General features: G+C 60.4%; 16 protein-coding genes. 12 read left to right on the top strand and 4 right to left on the bottom strand.

What is annotated here, in order from left to right:
• The first annotated feature begins 367 nt into the window (after positions 1-367).
• The 9 genes from IB241_RS04870 (at position 368) to IB241_RS04830 (ending at position 7,904) form a co-directional block, all read left to right on the top strand.
• The gene (locus IB241_RS04870) at positions 368-1,807 is read left to right on the top strand and encodes a PLP-dependent aminotransferase family protein (protein WP_192297207.1); all 1,440 of its coding nucleotides are present in this window, start codon (positions 368-370) and stop codon (positions 1,805-1,807) included.
• A 104-nt stretch (positions 1,808-1,911) separates the two neighbouring features.
• On the top strand, positions 1,912-2,379 hold the full coding sequence (locus IB241_RS04865) for a translation initiation factor 2 (protein WP_192297206.1): 468 nt from the start codon (positions 1,912-1,914) through the stop codon (positions 2,377-2,379).
• A gap of 162 nt (positions 2,380-2,541) precedes the next feature.
• A complete protein-coding gene (locus IB241_RS04860) occupies positions 2,542-2,796 on the top strand; it encodes a YkgJ family cysteine cluster protein (protein ID WP_015885398.1) in 255 nt (84 codons plus the stop codon).
• Positions 2,797-2,837: 41 nt separating this feature from the next.
• A complete protein-coding gene (locus IB241_RS04855; protein ID WP_192297205.1) occupies positions 2,838-3,443 on the top strand; it encodes an START domain-containing protein in 606 nt (201 codons plus the stop codon).
• A 103-nt stretch (positions 3,444-3,546) separates the two neighbouring features.
• Complete coding sequence (locus IB241_RS04850) at positions 3,547-3,783, top strand: hypothetical protein (protein ID WP_192297244.1); 237 nt, start codon at positions 3,547-3,549, stop codon at positions 3,781-3,783.
• A gap of 213 nt (positions 3,784-3,996) precedes the next feature.
• Complete coding sequence (locus IB241_RS04845) at positions 3,997-4,338, top strand: ribonuclease E inhibitor RraB (protein WP_025854181.1); 342 nt, start codon at positions 3,997-3,999, stop codon at positions 4,336-4,338.
• 401 nt (positions 4,339-4,739) lie between these two features.
• The gene (locus IB241_RS04840; RefSeq protein ID WP_192297204.1) at positions 4,740-6,149 is read left to right on the top strand and encodes a circularly permuted type 2 ATP-grasp protein; all 1,410 of its coding nucleotides are present in this window, start codon (positions 4,740-4,742) and stop codon (positions 6,147-6,149) included.
• A gap of 4 nt (positions 6,150-6,153) precedes the next feature.
• Positions 6,154-7,104: an alpha-E domain-containing protein gene (locus tag IB241_RS04835; protein WP_192297203.1), complete on the top strand. Its 951-nt coding sequence runs from the start codon at positions 6,154-6,156 to the stop codon at positions 7,102-7,104.
• Positions 7,101-7,904: a transglutaminase family protein gene (locus IB241_RS04830; protein ID WP_192297202.1), complete on the top strand. Its 804-nt coding sequence runs from the start codon at positions 7,101-7,103 to the stop codon at positions 7,902-7,904. Before IB241_RS04835 ends, IB241_RS04830 begins: the two co-directional genes overlap by 4 nt.
• A gap of 121 nt (positions 7,905-8,025) precedes the next feature.
• On the opposite strand, the gene IB241_RS04825 is transcribed toward IB241_RS04830, so the two are convergent.
• A complete protein-coding gene (locus IB241_RS04825; RefSeq protein ID WP_192297243.1) occupies positions 8,026-8,832 on the bottom strand; it encodes a c-type cytochrome in 807 nt (268 codons plus the stop codon).
• A 649-nt stretch (positions 8,833-9,481) separates the two neighbouring features.
• Here IB241_RS04825 and IB241_RS04820 point away from each other — a divergent pair.
• From IB241_RS04820 to IB241_RS04810, 3 genes are all read left to right on the top strand, one after another.
• Positions 9,482-10,687, top strand: a complete 1,206-nt coding sequence (locus IB241_RS04820) for an acetyl-CoA C-acetyltransferase (RefSeq protein ID WP_192297201.1) — start codon at positions 9,482-9,484, stop codon at positions 10,685-10,687.
• Positions 10,688-10,703: 16 nt separating this feature from the next.
• The gene (locus tag IB241_RS04815) at positions 10,704-12,848 is read left to right on the top strand and encodes a 3-hydroxyacyl-CoA dehydrogenase NAD-binding domain-containing protein (RefSeq protein ID WP_192297200.1); all 2,145 of its coding nucleotides are present in this window, start codon (positions 10,704-10,706) and stop codon (positions 12,846-12,848) included.
• A 103-nt stretch (positions 12,849-12,951) separates the two neighbouring features.
• Positions 12,952-13,677 (top strand): amidotransferase, encoded by a 726-nt coding sequence (locus IB241_RS04810; protein WP_192297199.1) that lies wholly within the window; start codon positions 12,952-12,954, stop codon positions 13,675-13,677.
• On the opposite strand, the gene IB241_RS04805 is transcribed toward IB241_RS04810, so the two are convergent.
• From IB241_RS04805 to IB241_RS04795, 3 genes are all read right to left on the bottom strand, one after another.
• Complete coding sequence (locus tag IB241_RS04805; protein ID WP_192297198.1) at positions 13,674-14,645, bottom strand: magnesium and cobalt transport protein CorA; 972 nt, start codon at positions 14,643-14,645, stop codon at positions 13,674-13,676. The two genes, IB241_RS04810 and IB241_RS04805, sit on opposite strands and share 4 nt — an antisense overlap.
• Before the next feature lie 131 nt (positions 14,646-14,776).
• On the bottom strand, positions 14,777-15,499 hold the full coding sequence (locus IB241_RS04800) for a lysophospholipid acyltransferase family protein (protein ID WP_192297197.1): 723 nt from the start codon (positions 15,497-15,499) through the stop codon (positions 14,777-14,779).
• 212 nt (positions 15,500-15,711) lie between these two features.
• Positions 15,712-16,404: a crotonase/enoyl-CoA hydratase family protein gene (locus tag IB241_RS04795; protein ID WP_192297196.1), complete on the bottom strand. Its 693-nt coding sequence runs from the start codon at positions 16,402-16,404 to the stop codon at positions 15,712-15,714.
• Positions 16,405-16,462: the final 58 nt, after the last annotated feature.

Genomic DNA, 16,462 nt, shown 5'->3' with positions numbered 1-16,462 from the left:
CAGCGCTATGTATCGCGCTACAACATCACCAGGCCGCATAGCTACAACGACTATCGGTCACCAGTCGCCAGGGAGAAGTTGGCGGCGTGAAACCTTAATCGGTGTCCAAGATTACTTGACCAGTTCAGCTTGCCCGCGATTGCGGTGGGTCAGCCAGAGTTGTTTCTGCTGATACACCCCTATCGCGGGCAAGCCCGCTCCCACATTTTGTTTGGTGTACACCTAAAAGGCTCTTGAGCACCCTTACAGTTTTTACTGTCACTCCCGCCCGCGCTCGACTATTGTGGCAACTGTCCCCGTACACTTTTAAACTGTGCCGGTATGTTTCACACAAAAATAAAATACCCGTGAAATCGAGTGCTGCGTCATGACCAATCTGTTGCTTTACCAACGTATCGCCCAGCAACTGGCCGAGGACATCCGGCGCGGCGTCTATCAACCGGGCGAGCGCGTGCCTTCGGTGCGCAAGATGAGCTCCCAGCTCAACGTCAGCCACGCCACGGTGTTGCAGGCCTATGCCAACCTGGAAGACCAGGGGCTGATCCGCGCACGCCCGCAGTCGGGCTACTACGTGCACCAGACGCCGGCGCTCACCGCGCCAACGCCAGACATCGCCCGCGTCGAGCGCCCAGGGTTGGTCACCCGCAGTAGCATTATCCAACAGGTATTGGTCGAATCGCGCCGCGAAGGGGTGTTCCCGTTGGGCGCCGCCGTGCCGAGTGTCGATTACTTGCCGGTGCGCGCGTTGCACCAGCAGTTGGCCAAGGTCACGCGCTTCCAGAGCCCACGGGCGTTCAGCTATATGTTCAGCCCTGGTTTCGAGCCGCTGCGCCGCCAGGTGGCGATCCGCATGCGCGATGCGGGCGTGGTGGTCGACCCGTCCGAAGTGGTGATCACCCATGGCTGCGTCGATGCGCTGCAGATGTCGCTGCGCGTGCTGACCCGGCCTGGCGACCTGATCGCCGCCGAATCGCCGACGTATTACGGCTTGCTGCAACTGGCTGATCTGCTTGGCCTCAAGGTCATCGAGATCCCCAGTGATCCAGCCTCCGGCATGAGCCTGGAAGCCTTGCAACTGGCGGCCAACCAATGGTCGATCAAGGCCCTGGTGCTGACCACGCGCCTGAGCAATCCCCTCGGTGGCACCATGCCCGAGGAACGGCAAAAACAGTTGCTGCGCCTGGCGTCGGATTTCGATATTCAGATCGTCGAGGACGACATTTACGGCGAATTGATGTTTGAAGTCGGTCGCACCAAGGCCCTCAAGGCCTACGACCGCCTGGACCGGGTGATCTATTGCTCGAGCTTCTCCAAGACCCTGTCACCCGGCGTGCGGATCGGTTGGATGATTGCCGGCAAGTACCAGCAGGAAATCCAGCGCCTGCAGATGTTCAGCACCCATTCGGCGTGCAGCGTCACGCAGATGGGCGTTGCCGCGTATCTGGAGAACGGGGGCTATGATCGCCACCTGCGTTACATCCGCCAGGAGTACCGCAAGAACCTCAACGCCTTCCAGCTCGCCGTGCAGCAGTACTTCCCCGAAGGCACGCAGATGACCCGTCCCAGTGGTGGTTTTATCCTGTGGGTCAGTTTGCCGGGACGGGTCAATACCCAGGAACTGCACGTACGCGCCTTGCAACAAGGCATCAGCATTGCGCCGGGGCTGATCTTCAGTAACACCGAGCAGTTCAACCACTGTATCCGTCTCAATTGCGGCACAGCGTGGAACCGCGAGGCAGAGCGGGCGCTGATGACGTTGGGGATGCTCGCCAGCCAACTTTGCCAGGAAACCGCCGCCGGCTTTTGAGCCCGGGAACAGGGACATGACCGGCCGCCGGCCAATCACCGCGCTTGTCATGCTGCCCACAACAAGCGAGCATATGGCCCTCTGCCGTTAATGCTGTAGGCGATATGACCTGTATTTTTCGCACTGCCTTGGTGATTGGCCTGTTAAGCCTGTGTAACGTCAGCACAGTGCTGGCGGCAGCACCTGTGACCCAGGGCAAGGTCACCGCCGGCGCCACGCAGAAGGCCCCAGCCAAAAAGGCCGTTGAGGCCAAGAAAAAAGCCGCTGCGGTGAAAAAGCGTACGACAAGCAAGTCGAAGTCGTCCCAGGAAATTACCCAGACCAAATTGCCACCGGCACAGTTGGACCTGTCCCTGCCTTCGGACATGGTCAGGCACTTGCAACCCATCGGCACCATGCCCAAGCCCCAGAGCGTGCCCCTGCTGCCGCCGATGTTTGGCGAGAAACCGGCAGGCAACAGCGCCTTCCAGATCAACGGTCGCCTGCTCAGCAATGAGATGAAGCTGCAACTGCGCAACGAAGAGCGGCGTGACGTTGAAGGCGCAGCGTTGGAATTCGAATTCAAGCAGTAAACTTTTCCTGCAAACGTGACGTGGCTCTTCGACCATGTGTCGGAGACTGGTCAGTCATTTTTGTTTTCTGCGAAAAACCCCTGTTAGACCATTTTAAAACGGCTGTTTAAGGGCGTACTCTAGCCCGGCCATCCACATTGAGTCGTCGAGGACCTGCCTGTCATGAATTGCCGTGAAGGCTGTGGCGCGTGCTGCATCGCCCCCTCCATCAGTTCGCCATTACCGGGAATGCCACAAGGCAAACCGGCAGGCGAACGCTGCCTGCACCTGTCGGTCGAACAACTGTGCCTGCTGTTCGGGCAGCCGGAGCGGCCGGCGGTATGCAGTGATTTCAAGGCGGACATCGAGGTCTGCGGTACCGACCAGGCCGATGCGATCCGCTTGATCGGTTGGTGGGAGCAGATGACGGCGGCTTGATGGGCTTTACTATCGGAACTTCAACAATAAGGAATACAACAATGGGTTCGCTGAAACGAATGGCTGTGCTGTGCGGGTTTACGGTGTTGTTTGCTGCTACGGCCCAGGCTGAGGATTGGCAGGTCGCCAAAGATGAAGACGGGATCAAGGTGTCCTTGAGCGAAGTGGCCGGCTCCAAGTACAAGGCCTATCGCGGTGTGACCACGATCAAGGCGCCGGTGGCCAAGATCCAGGCACTGCAAGAAGACGTCGCGGGTGCCTGTGCCTGGATTCACGAGTGCAAATCGCAAAAACTGCTCAAGCAGGAAGGCGACAAGAGCTGGACCTACACCCAGTTCAAGGCTCCGTTCCCGGTGACCGACCGTGACTCCATCCTGGAGATCACCACCTCCAAGGCCGCTGACGGCACCCTGACGCGCAAGCTGCTGGAAGTGCCGACCTACCAGCCGGAAGTCAAAGGCTATGTGCGTGTGGCCCAGGTCGAGGGCTTCTGGAAACTGGTGCCCAAAGGCGACAACCTGACCGAAGTCACTTACCAGGTGCACACCGAGCCAGGCGGCAGCGTGCCATCGTGGTTGGCCAACAAATTCGTGGTGGATGCGCCGTTCAACACCTTGAAAGCCCTCAAGGACCACGCCGAGAAGTAAGCGCAACTGATCCGGTGCCTCCAGCCTTGAGTGGAACGTTTGGCGATCCCTCAAGGTCCAGATGGATGTGAGCCCACACATGGGCTTTATCGAGGAGGCACCGATGCAAACGTGGAACATTACCTTCGTTGATGATCACGGCGAGACTTCGGTGGAGCAGTTCACCTGCAATAAAAAGCCCAGCCTTGAAGAAGCTGCGCACATGATCCGCAACAAGCTGCTGCCGGTCGCCGCCGAACTCGACCTCAATGACCTTGAGGGGCGCCAGTCTGAGCCCACGGTGAAAATCCTCAAAGACCAGAACAGTATTCAAATCCTCGACATTTTGCCCGCCGCCTGAACATTGCGTGGTTGCCACTAAAGTGCCTCTGGTGGTGGTCAAAGCTTCGCGCTACTCTGCAAGCGAGATCAGCGAATGAATCGCTAAGGTCTGGTCTTGTCAGCTACATGCTTGTTTTCCAGCGGTGTTGTCATCGCCGTAGTCCATGCGCCAGTACGGCGTGGGCCTCGGGAAGCACGGAAAGTCTATCCATCGGTCAGAGGAGCACTTTTCATGAGCACAGCCTATCAAGAAGACATCAGCACCAACGTTCTGCGCCGCATGAAAGAAGGCGGCTTCGACTTCTCGCGTTTCCACCCCATTGAGTTCTACGCCATTTTCCCGGATGAGGAACGTGCGCGCAGGGCTGCGGGTGAGTTTCGTGGGGAATCCCTGAATGCCCAGGTCAGTGCGCGCGACGATGGCGCCTGGTATCTGGAACTGAGCAAAATCATGTTTGCCACCTACGACGGTATAGGAGACTTCGAACAGGACTTTGGGGCGGTGGTAGAGCCTCTGGGCGGGATTATCGAAGGATGGGGCGTCAAGCAGGAGGTGCGTGGGTTACCCATGTAGTTGTATGAAAAAACGCAGCGTATCGGCTGACCTTTGGGTCGGCCGATTTTGTTTGTGGCGTGGGACAACTATTCTGAACTTGTGCGCCATTTTTCAGCACCAAAAAAAAAGCCACCCAAGAAGGGTGGCCTAAAGGGAAGAGCGGTGTGCTGAAGGAGCGTGTTCAGCAGATGGGGCGATTATCCGCAGGCTTGGCCGGGCAGTGAAATCAACTCTGGCTATGCTGCTGATAGTCAAAGCCCGCATTGCGATGAAGCGCGCGACGGGACGGCGGGCATCTGGCTGCACCAGGACGGTGCGCTTGTGTCCTTGCTTTAATTCAACTCACTGATTTTTAAGTGTTTATGCCGCTGGCACGGGCCTTGCGATGGTTCTAGCGCCCGGGTGACAAGGAGTTCGGCATGATCCGCACTTATTACGATGAAATGTACGATGGGGCAGGCCAGGTCCGGCCTCATTACCGCGAGTTCGCCCGCTGGTTGGCCGAAACCCCAGATGATCTGTTGGCCCAGCGCCGGCGTGAAGCCGATTTGCTGTTTCACCGCGCCGGCATCACCTTCACCCTCTACGGTGACGAGCAGGGCACCGAGCGGTTGATTCCCTTCGACACCATCCCGCGCAGCATCCCGGCCAGCGAATGGCGGGTTGTCGAGCGTGGCTGCATCCAGCGGGTCAAAGCGCTGAACATGTTTCTCGCCGACCTGTACCACGATCAGCGCATCATCAAGGCCGGGATCATCCCCGCCGAGCAGGTGCTGGCCAACGAGCAATACCAGTTGGCAATGCAGGGCCTGGACCTGCACCGCGACCTGTATTCCCACATCTCCGGGGTCGATCTCGTGCGTGATGGCGACGGCACCTACTACGTGCTGGAAGACAACCTGCGCACACCGAGCGGCGTCAGTTATATGCTCGAAGACCGCAAGATGATGATGCGCCTGTTCCCCGAGCTGTTCGCCGCCCAACGCATCGCGCCCATCGACCATTACCCCAACCTGTTGCTCGACACCCTGAAAAGCTCCAGCCCCCTGGATAACCCCAGCGTGGTGGTGTTGACCCCCGGGCGCTTCAACAGCGCGTTTTTCGAACATGCCTTCCTGGCCCGGGAAATGGGCGTGGAACTGGTGGAAGGTGCCGACCTGTTCGTACGCGATGACCGCGTGTTCATGCGCACCACCGATGGCCCCAAGGCCGTGGACGTGATCTACCGCCGCCTCGACGACGCCTTCCTCGACCCGCTGGCGTTCAATCCGGACTCCATGCTCGGCGTGCCCGGCCTGCTGGCCGCGTACCGCTCCGGCAATGTCGTGCTGGCGAATGCCATCGGCACTGGGGTGGCGGATGACAAGTCGGTGTACCCATTCGTCACCGATATGATCCGTTTTTACCTGGACGAAGAACCGATCCTCAACAACGTTCCTACCTTCCAGTGCCGTAAGCCCGACGAACTGTCCCACGTCCTGGCCAACCTGCCGGATCTGGTCGTGAAGGAAACCCAAGGCTCCGGTGGCTACGGCATGCTGGTCGGCCCTGCCTCCACCGCAGCGCAAATCGAGGCCTTCCGTGTACGTATCAAGGCCAAGCCCCACGCCTATATCGCGCAGCCAACCCTGTGTTTATCGACGTGCCCGACCTTTGTCGAAAACGGCATCGCGCCACGCCATATCGACCTGCGTCCGTTCGTCCTGTCCGGCAAGGAAACCCGTGTAGTGCCTGGCGGTTTGACCCGCGTGGCGCTGCGTGAGGGTTCGCTGGTGGTTAATTCGTCCCAGGGCGGTGGTACCAAAGACACCTGGGTGGTAGAGGACTGATGCCATGTTGAGTAGAACTGCCTCGGATTTGTATTGGATGTCGCGCTACCTGGAGCGCGCGGAAAACCTCGCGCGCATGCTCGATGTCAGCTATTCGCTGTCGCTGATGCCCCAGGACGGGCGCGGTGATGGCCTGCATGAACTGGCCATGCCGCTGTTGATTACCGGCACCCTGGATGACTACCGCGAGCGCCACGCTGAGCTGCACGCCGAACACCTGCTGCACTTCTTTGCCCTGGACGCGGCCAACCCGGCCAGCATCTACAGCTGCCTCGGCGCTGCGCGGGCCAGTGCCCATGCGGTGCGTGGGCGAATTACCGCCGACATGTGGGAAAACATCAACGCCACCTGGCTGGATATTCGCGACATTGCCCAGCAGGGCCTGAGCCGTTATGGCATGAGCCGCTTCTGTGAATGGGTCAAGGAGCGTTCCCACCTGTTCCGGGGCGCAACCTACGGCACCATCATGCGCAATGACGCCTTTCGTTTTATCCGCCTGGGTACGTTTATCGAGCGCGCCGACAACACCCTGCGCCTGCTCGACGCACGTTATGAAATGGCCGGCGACCAGGCTGCAGCGGTCACCGACGGTACGGCCCACGCCTACTATCAATGGAGCGCCTTGCTGCGTGCGCTGTCGTCGTTCGAGGCCTACACCGAGATCTATCGCGATGCGCCAGGCGCACGACAAGTCGCCGAATTGTTGTTGCTGCGCGCCGATGTGCCACGTTCATTGCGCGCCTGCAGCGAAGAGATCGACCAGATCCTCGCCAGCCTGCCCGGCCTCAACGGCCGCCCGGCCCAGCGCCTGGCCGCCGAGATGGATGCGCGCCTGCGTTTTACCGCCATTGATGAAATCCTCGAGGAAGGCCTGCACGCCTGGCTGACCGACTTTATCCCCCTGGTGCGCCAGTTGGGCGACGCCATCTACAGCTCCTACCTGGAGGCCGCATGAGACTCTCCATCAGCCACGAAACCACCTACCACTATGAAGACCAGGTTCGCGCCAGCATTCAGTACCTGCGCCTTACGCCCCACGACAGCGAGCGCCAGAACGTCATCAGTTGGCAGCTCGACCTGCCGCGCCCGGTACGTGCGCAAGTGGACCCATTCGGCAACATCCTGCATGTGCTGACCCTGGACGAGCCCCATGACGCCATCATCATCGGTGCCCGTGGCCAGGTAGACATCGACGAACTGAGCGAGGCCGAACACGAGAGCCAATCGGCGTTCCCGTTCCTGCGCAGTACGCGCCTGACCGAGCCTGACGAGGCCCTGCGCGGGTTTGCCCTGCAACACTGCCATCAACGCCGCGACCGCAACGCGCTGATCGACTTGATGCACGCCCTCAACCACTCAATGGTCTACACACCCGGCGCCACCGAAGTCGACACCAGCGCCGCCGAAGCTTTCGCCGGCCGTGCTGGCGTATGCCAGGACCACGCCCATGCGTTCCTCGCCTGCGCCCGCAGCCTGGGGATTCCGGCGCGGTATGTGTCGGGATATTTGTACAGCGAAGACAGTGCGCACCTGGCCAGCCATGCCTGGGCCGAAGCCTGGCTGGATGACGCGTGGTACAGCTTTGACGTGACCAACCAACTGGCGCGGCCCGAGCGGCACCTGAAGTTGGCGGTGGGCCTGGATTACCTCGACGCCTGCCCGGTACGCGGCATGCGCCGTGGCGGTGGGCATGAGCAGATGCATGCCAAGGTGTTCGTGGCGCCGACGCCGATGATTGCTGTGCAGCAACAGTAGGCGAAGACGATCAACGGTGGGAGCTGGCTTGCCTGCGATGGCGGTGGTTCAGCTAGACATGGATTGGCTGACAGTCCGCTATCGCAGGCAAGCCAGCTCCCACAGTTGATATAAGTTGTACTTAGGGTTGTTGTTTACGCCCCGCCATGTGCTTCAAATATCCCACCAACAAATCCAACTCGCGGTCCGGCAACACACCGGCCGCAAACCCCGGCATCTTCGCCTGTGGCCAGTGCCTCAGGCTTTGCGGGTCACGGATATAGCGCTTGAGAAAGTCACCGCTGAAATATTCCGTGGGGTTGTAGGGAATGTTCAGATCCGGCCCCACCTGCGCGTCCCCGGCACCATTGAGCCGATGGCACGCCAGGCAGTTTTTCTGGAACAACGCAAAGCCCTGGTTGATCGGATCATCGGCGGCCAGTTCCGAGGCCGGCAACAGTGCCGGAAAACGCTCTGCAACGGTCTTCAACTGCTTGATCGCGCAGATCTGGAACGGCCACTGTTCCGGGCTGATATGCCCGGCTTGCGGGTCGGTCCACACCAGATAGAACGGCCCGGCACTCGGTTTGCCATCCGCCAGCGCCGGCCATGGCTGCGCCGGGTCCTCCACCGCCAGCCAGGCGCGGGCGCCGTGGGTTGCCAGCAAGGGCGCGGCCGTGAGTTCGGCGGCAAACCCGTCCAGGGCAACCGCTTGCAGATGGCTCTGTGCTGTGAGGCCCGGTAGGAGTGCTGCCAGCGGCACCGCGCGATAAGTCATGGTGCGCTTGTAGGAAACGTCATCGATGATCTGAATTGTTTTGACCGCCGGGTGTTTGAGCAATTCGGCGGTCTGCCAGGTCTTGCTGGCATGGTCCAGGTCGATGGTCAATTGCGCCGCCGTGACCGGCAGGGCCATGAACAGGGCGAGGAGGGCAAGGATCGATTTCAAGAGAAAGGCCTGCTGCAAAGTGGCGATGGCGCTCACGATACCGGAAAAATCCAGGCAAAAAGACAGCCCCTGCAACAGGATTGCTATTGGCAATGTCCCGGCAGGTGCTGCCAAAAACTGCAGTCCTGATGCTGTGTATACGCGCAGTGCGGGTGTTTAAGGGTTACCCAATGATCTTGGTCAGATTGGGTAGGATCAGAATCAGTGTGGTGGCGAACAGAATAAGTCCCGCCTGACGTACTTTCGAGTGCTTGAACATGGCTGACTGCCTTTTTTTGTTATTCCTGAGCGTCAAATACGTGCCGTTTTATCGCAGTATGACGGTATGACGTGTCGCTTTTCTTACAGCTGCTCCAGCAAAACCCGGCAGCAACCTCCTACTGATTCAACCTTAGAGCCCTCGTTCTGCGTGGCTTAGATCCATTTCATATCAGCTCATCAGCATTCGCGCTAAAAACGGCATGAGGCCTAACGCCATCTTGGCGCCAGACCGTTGGCTAGACAGCTAAAACGATTAATCAGCGGATTGCCCCGGCGACCTACCGTTCGTCCGAGCGAGGGGGTCAAAAGCAATGAGCGCATCCGTCATTGAAACCGTGTCAATCGGGCCTAAGGTAGGGGCACACAGGCACAGCGGTTCGAGGACGTCATGACCCAAGCTTTGATCTTTGATGCGATACGCACGCCCCGGGGCAAAGGCAAGGCTGACGGCGCCTTGTACAGCGTCAAGCCGGTGACCCTGGTGGCCGGCTTGCTCACCGCACTGGCCCGGCGCAACGACCTCGACACCCAGCAGGTGGATGACATCGTGCTGGGCTGTGTGACCCCGGTGGGCGACCAGGGCGCCGACATCGCCAAGACCGCCGCGTTGGTGGCGGACTGGGACGTCAGCGTCGCCGGCGTACAGGTCAACCGCTTCTGCGCCTCGGGCCTGGAAGCGGTGAACCTCGGCGCGATGAAAGTGCGTTCCGGTTTTGAAGACCTGGTGGTGGTCGGCGGCGTCGAGTCCATGTCCCGCGTGCCCATGGGCAGCGATGGCGGCGCCTGGGTGCTGGACCCGCACACCAACCTGCACAGCCATTTCACCCCGCAAGGTATCGGCGCGGACCTGATCGCCACCCTGGAAGGCTTCACACGCCAGGATGTCGACGCCTTTGCCCTACACTCGCAGCAGAAAGCGGCGAGGGCGCGTGCCGACGGTTCCTTCAACAAGTCGCTGGTCGCGGTGCAGGACCAGAACGGCATCGTGCTGCTGGACCACGATGAATTCATCCGTGGTGATTCCACGCTCGAAGGGCTGGGCAAGCTCAAGCCGAGCTTCGAGATGATCGGGCAGATGGGCTTTGATGCCACGGCGCTGCGGGTCTACAGCCATGTCGAACGCATCCAGCACGTACACACACCGGGCAACAGTTCCGGGATTGTCGATGGGGCCGCGTTGATGTTGATCGGCTCCGAGGCCAAGGGCCGCGAGCTGCGCCTGCAACCGCGGGCGCGCATTGTCGCCACGGCGGTGACAAGCACCGACCCGACCATCATGCTCACCGGCCCCGCGCCGGCGACACGCAAGGCCCTGGCCAAGGCCGGCTTGCGCGTCGAGGACATCGACCTGTTCGAGGTCAACGAAGCGTTTGCTTCTGTGGTGCTCAAATTCATCAAGGACATGCGTATCGACGCCGCCCGGGTCAACGTCAACGGCGGCTCCATCGCCATGGGCCACCCGTTGGGCGCCACCGGCTGCGCCATCCTCGGCACCTTGCTCGACGAACTGGAAGCACGCCAGCAGCGTTACGGCCTGGCCACCCTGTGTGTCGGCGGCGGCATGGGTATCGCCACCATCATCGAACGGCTCTGAGCCCAAGGAATCCAGCATGACCCAAGCCATTCGTTACGAAAAAGGCCAAGACCAGATCGTGGTGCTGACCCTCGACATGCCCGGCCAGAGCGCCAACACCATGAATGGCGCGTACCGCGAGGCCATGGCGGCCAGCGTTGCGCGTCTGGAGGCGGAGATAGACACGCTGGCCGGCGTGGTCATCACCTCGGCGAAAAAGACCTTTTTCGCCGGCGGCGACCTCAATGAACTGATCAGGGTCGACAAGGCCCAGGCCAAGGATTTCCATGACGGCGTGTTGCTGCTCAAGGCGCAACTGCGCCGCCTGGAAACCCTTGGCAAGCCGGTGGTGGCCGCGATCAACGGCGCCGCCCTGGGCGGCGGCTGGGAGATTTGCCTGGCGTGTCATTACCGGGTCGCGCTGGACGACAAATCCGTGCAGCTCGGCCTGCCGGAGGTGACCTTGGGCCTGCTGCCGGGTGGCGGCGGGGTGGTGCGCATGGTGCGCATGCTGGGCCTGGAAAAGGCCTTGCCGTACTTGCTGGAGGGCAAAAAAATCCGCCCGCAACCGGCGTTGCAGGCCGGTTTGATCAACGAGCTGGCGGCGGATCGCGATGAGCTGCTGGCCAAGTCCCGCGCCTGGATTCTTGCCAACCCCGAGGCCCGGCAGCCGTGGGACAACAAGGGCTATCAGCTCCCCGGTGGCACGCCGTCGAACCCGAAAGTGGCGCAGATGCTGGCAATCGCCCCGTCGATCTTGCGCAGCAAAACCCAGGGCTGTTTCCCGGCACCGGAGAAGATCCTGTGTGCCGCCGTTGAGGGCGCCCAGGTCGATTTCGACACCGCGCACCTGATCGAAACCCGCTACTTCACCGAGCTGGTCACCGGGCAAGTGGCGAAAAACATGATCGGCACGTTCTGGTTCCAGCTCAACGAGATCAATGCGGGCAGCTCCCGTCCCCACGGTTTTGCGCCGTACGTCACGCGCAAAGTCGGGGTGCTCGGCGCGGGCATGATGGGCGCGGGCATCGCCTATGCGAGTGCCTGCGCGGGTATCGAGGTGGTGCTCAAGGACATCAATCCGGCGGCCGCCGAAAAGGGCAAGGCGCACTCGGCGGCGTTGCTCGACAAGAAAGTCAGCCGTGGGCAATTGAGCGTCGAACAGCGGGAAACCACCCTGGCGCGCATTCATCCTACGGACTCGGACGCCGACCTGGCGGGCTGCGATTTGATCATCGAGGCAGTGTTCGAAGACCGCGAACTCAAGGCCAAGGTGTCCGCCGCCGCCCAGCGCGTGGTGGGGGCCGACGCGGTGATCGCCTCCAACACCTCGACCTTGCCGATCAGCGGGCTGGCCACGGCGGTGCCGGACGAAGGCAAGTTCATCGGCCTGCATTTCTTCAGCCCGGTGGACAAGATGCCCCTGGTGGAAATCATCAAGGGCGTCCACACCTCGGACGAAACCCTGGCCCGAGGTTTCGACTTCGTACTGCAAATCAAGAAAACCCCGATCGTGGTCAACGACAGTCGCGGTTTTTTCACTTCCCGGGTGTTCGGCACCTTTACCAACGAAGGTATTGCCATGCTCGGCGAAGGCGTGGCGGCGCCGATGATCGAGACCGAAGCGCGCAAGGCCGGCATGCCCGTGGGGCCGTTGGCGGTGTCGGATGAAGTATCCCTCAGCCTGATGAGCCATATCCGACAGCAGGCGGCCAAGGATCTGCTCGTAGAAGGCAAGGCTGTGCCGCAGCACCCGGCGACGTTGGTGATTGATCTGTTGGTTAACGAATACAAACGCGGGGGCAAGGCGGCGGGTGGCGGGTTTTACGAGTATCCGAGCGGCGCGCAGAAATTCCTGTGGCCGGAGCTCAAAAGCCGCTTTGAACGGCCCGACCAACGCATCTCGCCGCAGGATGTGCGCGACCGCCTGCTGTTCATCCAGGCCATCGAAACCGTGCGCTGCGTGGAGGAGGGTGTATTGCGGTCGACGGCGGATGCCAACGTCGGTTCGATCTTCGGCATCGGCTTTGCCGCGTGGACTGGCGGCGCGTTGCAGTTTATCAATCAGTATGGCTTGAACGATTTCATCGCCCGCGCCCGCTACCTGGCGCAGCAGTATGGCGAGCGCTTCACGCCACCGGCGTTGCTGCTGGAAAAAGCCGCGCAGGGCGCATCTTTCTAGGCGTTCACACGGCTCAGACTGTGAGAGAGGGACTTGCTTTGCAGGTGGGTTTCGAGGCAGGCTTGGGTGTGCATTATTCCCATCACCGTGTCAGGTATTTTTTATGTCGCTACGCGTCTGCATTCTGGAAACCGATGTCCTGCGCCCGGAGTTGGTGGATCAATATCAGGGGTATGGGCAGATGTTCCAGCGTCTGTTTTCCCAGCAGCCGATTGCGGCCGAGTTCGTCGTGTACAACGTGATGAACGGCGAATACCCGGACGACAGCGAGCAGTTCGACGCTTACCTCGTCACCGGCAGCAAGGCTGACTCCTTCGGCACCGACCCTTGGATCGAGAGGCTGCGGGCGTACCTGCTCAACCGCTATGAGCGTGGCGACAAATTGCTGGGCATCTGCTTTGGCCACCAACTGCTGGCGCTATTGCTGGGCGGCAAGAGTGAGCGCGCAAGCCAGGGCTGGGGTGTGGGCATCCACAACTACAAGATGGCCGCCAAGGCGCCGTGGATGAGCCCACGGGTGGAAGAGCTGACGCTGCTGATCAGCCACCAGGACCAAGTCACCGCGCTACCGGAAAACGCCACCGTCATCGCCTCCAGCGATTTCTGCCCGTTTGCCGCGTACCACATCAACGACCAGGTGCTGTGCTTCCAGGGCCACCCGGAATTCATCCACGATTACTCCCGCGCCTTGCTGGATATTCGCCAGCAGAACCTCGGTGAAAAAATCTACAACAGCGGCGTGGCCAGCCTGGAACATGACCACCACGGCGTGACCGTGGCGGAGTGGATGATGCGTTTTGTCGCGCACAAGCCTGACGCAGCGGCTTAAAGCCAGCCCGAACGTTTGAAGCTGGCCCACAAGCCGGTGCAACCCAGTGCGATAAACCCGAGCACCGCAAAATAGCCGTAGTGCCATTGCAGCTCGGGCATGTTCTGGAAGTTCATCCCATAAATCCCCGCCACCGCCGTGGGGAACGCGAGGATCGCCGCCCACGCGGCGAACTTGCGCTGCACCACACTCTGGCGTGACGCCTCCAGCAACACACCGATCTCGATGGTCTGGCTGGCGATGTCGCGCAGGGTGGTGAGGTCTTCCATCTGCCGTGTCACGTGGATCTGCACGTCACGGAAATACGGGCGCATATTCTTGTCGATGAACGGGAAGCTCAGCTTCTGCAGTTCCTGGCTGATCTCCACCATCGGCGCCACATAGCGCTTGAGCCGCAGCACGTCGCGCCGCAGGCCGTGAAGGTTCTGGATGTCGCGCTCATTCAAAGAACTGCACAGCACGTTACGCTCCAACTCATCGATCTCGGCATGGATCGCTTCGCTCACGGGCTGGTAGTTCTCGGTGACGAAATCCAGCAGCGCATACAGTACGAAATCTTCCCCGTGTTCCAGCAGCAACGGCCGCGCCTCACAACGTTGGCGCACAAAGCCGTAGGACGCCGAATGACCGTTGCGTGCCGTGATGATGTAGCCGTTACCGGCAAAGATATGGGTTTCGATAAACACCAGCTTGCCGTTCTCGCGCACCGGCGAGTACGTGACGATAAACAGTGCATCGCCGAACGTCTCCAGCTTCGGCCGGCTGTGTTTTTCCAGGGCGTCTTCGATGGCCAGTTCATGCAGGTTGAACTGGCGTTGCAGGTTGGCCAGCTCCTGGGCGTTGGGTTCTTCCAGGCCGATCCAGACAAAGTGGCCGGGTTTGGCGGCCCAGGCCGCGCCTTCGTCGAGGGTAATGTCAGTAACTTTCTTACCGGCGCTGTAGACAGCGGCCGCAACAACTCTACCCATGGTGCTGATCACTTCTTATTAGGAGGACAGGTGTTGGGCAGCTTAGCCCGAAAGGCGTTCCATTGTGGGAACACAAGCCTGTAATGAGCGAGCTTGCTCGCGCTGGGGCGCGAAGCGCTCCCAAGACATCCTCACCCCCGCACCCACTCAAGATCCATCTGCGCAATACAAGCCTCCATCTGCACCTGACACGCCTGCATCAACCTCGGCACGTCATCCACCGTCATGCCAACCGTAGGAATCGGCGGCAACGAGCGTATGAGCACATCACCACTGTTCCAGCGATTCAGGCGCATCTGCGTGACGTAATTGTTCACGCACACCTGCACGATCGGCACACCGGCGGCAATCGCCATATGGAACGCGCCCTTCTTGAACGGCAGCAAACCCTTGCCCAGGTTGCGCGTGCCTTCCGGGAACACCCAGATCGACGTGTCCTTGTGTTGCAGCGTATCGGTGGTGGTGAGCATCGCCCGGCGCGCCTTGTGCGCGTTGCCCCGGTCGATCAGCACATTGCCCGCCAGCCAGAACAACTGGCCGAACAACGGCACCCATTTCAGGCTTTTCTTGGCGATACACACAGTGCGATGGGGCACCACGTTGCCAAACACAAACAGGTCATAGTTGGACTGATGGTTGGCGATGATCACACAGCCGCTGGGCTTGTTTCGCAACGAGTCCACGTCGGCCTTGAGGTTCAGCCCCAGAATCCACATGGCCGGCAGTGCGTATAAACGTGCGCACACGCGACTGTTGTCCGGGTTGAACGGTCGGCAGATCCCGACGAGCACGCCCAGCACACCGGCGAGCATAAAATGCAGGCCCATCAACAACATACGCAGCAGAAAAAGCATCGACACAGCCTATCGGGACAAAAGGTGGCGCAGTGTACGGATGTGCACTGTATTCGGCAATTACCCCTGTAGAGGTAGGAGATAGGCGATGTTTAAGTACATGTTTCAACATGTACCAGCAACGGCCGCCTAGAGCGGCTAGGGACGTTTCGAGTTTGTTTGTAAGAAAAAGCCCGACTCAAGGTCGGGCTCTAGTGTGGCGGATGTAAGGCTTAACTCAGGATGTGGCCCTGATCCTGGATGATGGCGTCATCCAGGGCGTCCAGCAGCGCCTTACGCACCTTCAACTTGGTGTGCTTGTGGGCGTTCATGTTGATCTTCTTCAACTGCCGTGCCGCTTCCAGGGCGGCAGCGTGCAGCTCTTCAGGCGCCACCACCTTGTCCAGGAAGCCAGCCTGCAATGCGCCTTGCGGGTCAAACATCTCGGCATTGATCACCGAGCGATGAAACGCCGACTTGCGCAGGCGATCCCGCGCCAGCTCGATCCCGGCGTGGTGCATGGTCATGCCGATCGCCACTTCATTCAGGCCAATGCTGAACGGGCCCTCGACCCCAATCCGATAATCCGCCGACAACAGCAGGAACGCGCCCTTGGCCACCGCATGCCCAGGGCACGCCACGATCACCGGGAACGGATGCGACAACAGACGCCGCGCCAACGTCGAGCCCGACGTCACCAGACCGATGGCTTCTTTAGGGCCGGCCGTCATCACCTTCAAATCATAACCACCCGACAAAATCCCCGGCGTCCCGGTGATGATCACCACTGCCCGATCCTTCTCGGCCTGATCCAGTGCCGCATTAAACGCACTGACCACATCCGGAGAAATGGCATTCACCTTGCCGTTGCTCAACGTCAGGGTCGCGATACCGTCTTCGAGGTGGTAAGCAATCAACTCACTCATGACGCGGTTCCTTGTATGACTTGTTATAGATAGGCTGTTTATAGAAACGCATCCCCAA

It is taken from the genome of Pseudomonas sp. PDM05, from assembly GCF_014851685.1.
In the GTDB taxonomy this organism is placed as follows: domain Bacteria; phylum Pseudomonadota; class Gammaproteobacteria; order Pseudomonadales; family Pseudomonadaceae; genus Aquipseudomonas.
The sequence above is the reverse complement of the archived record's forward strand: the minus strand, read 5'-3'. Positions and strand labels throughout refer to the sequence as shown.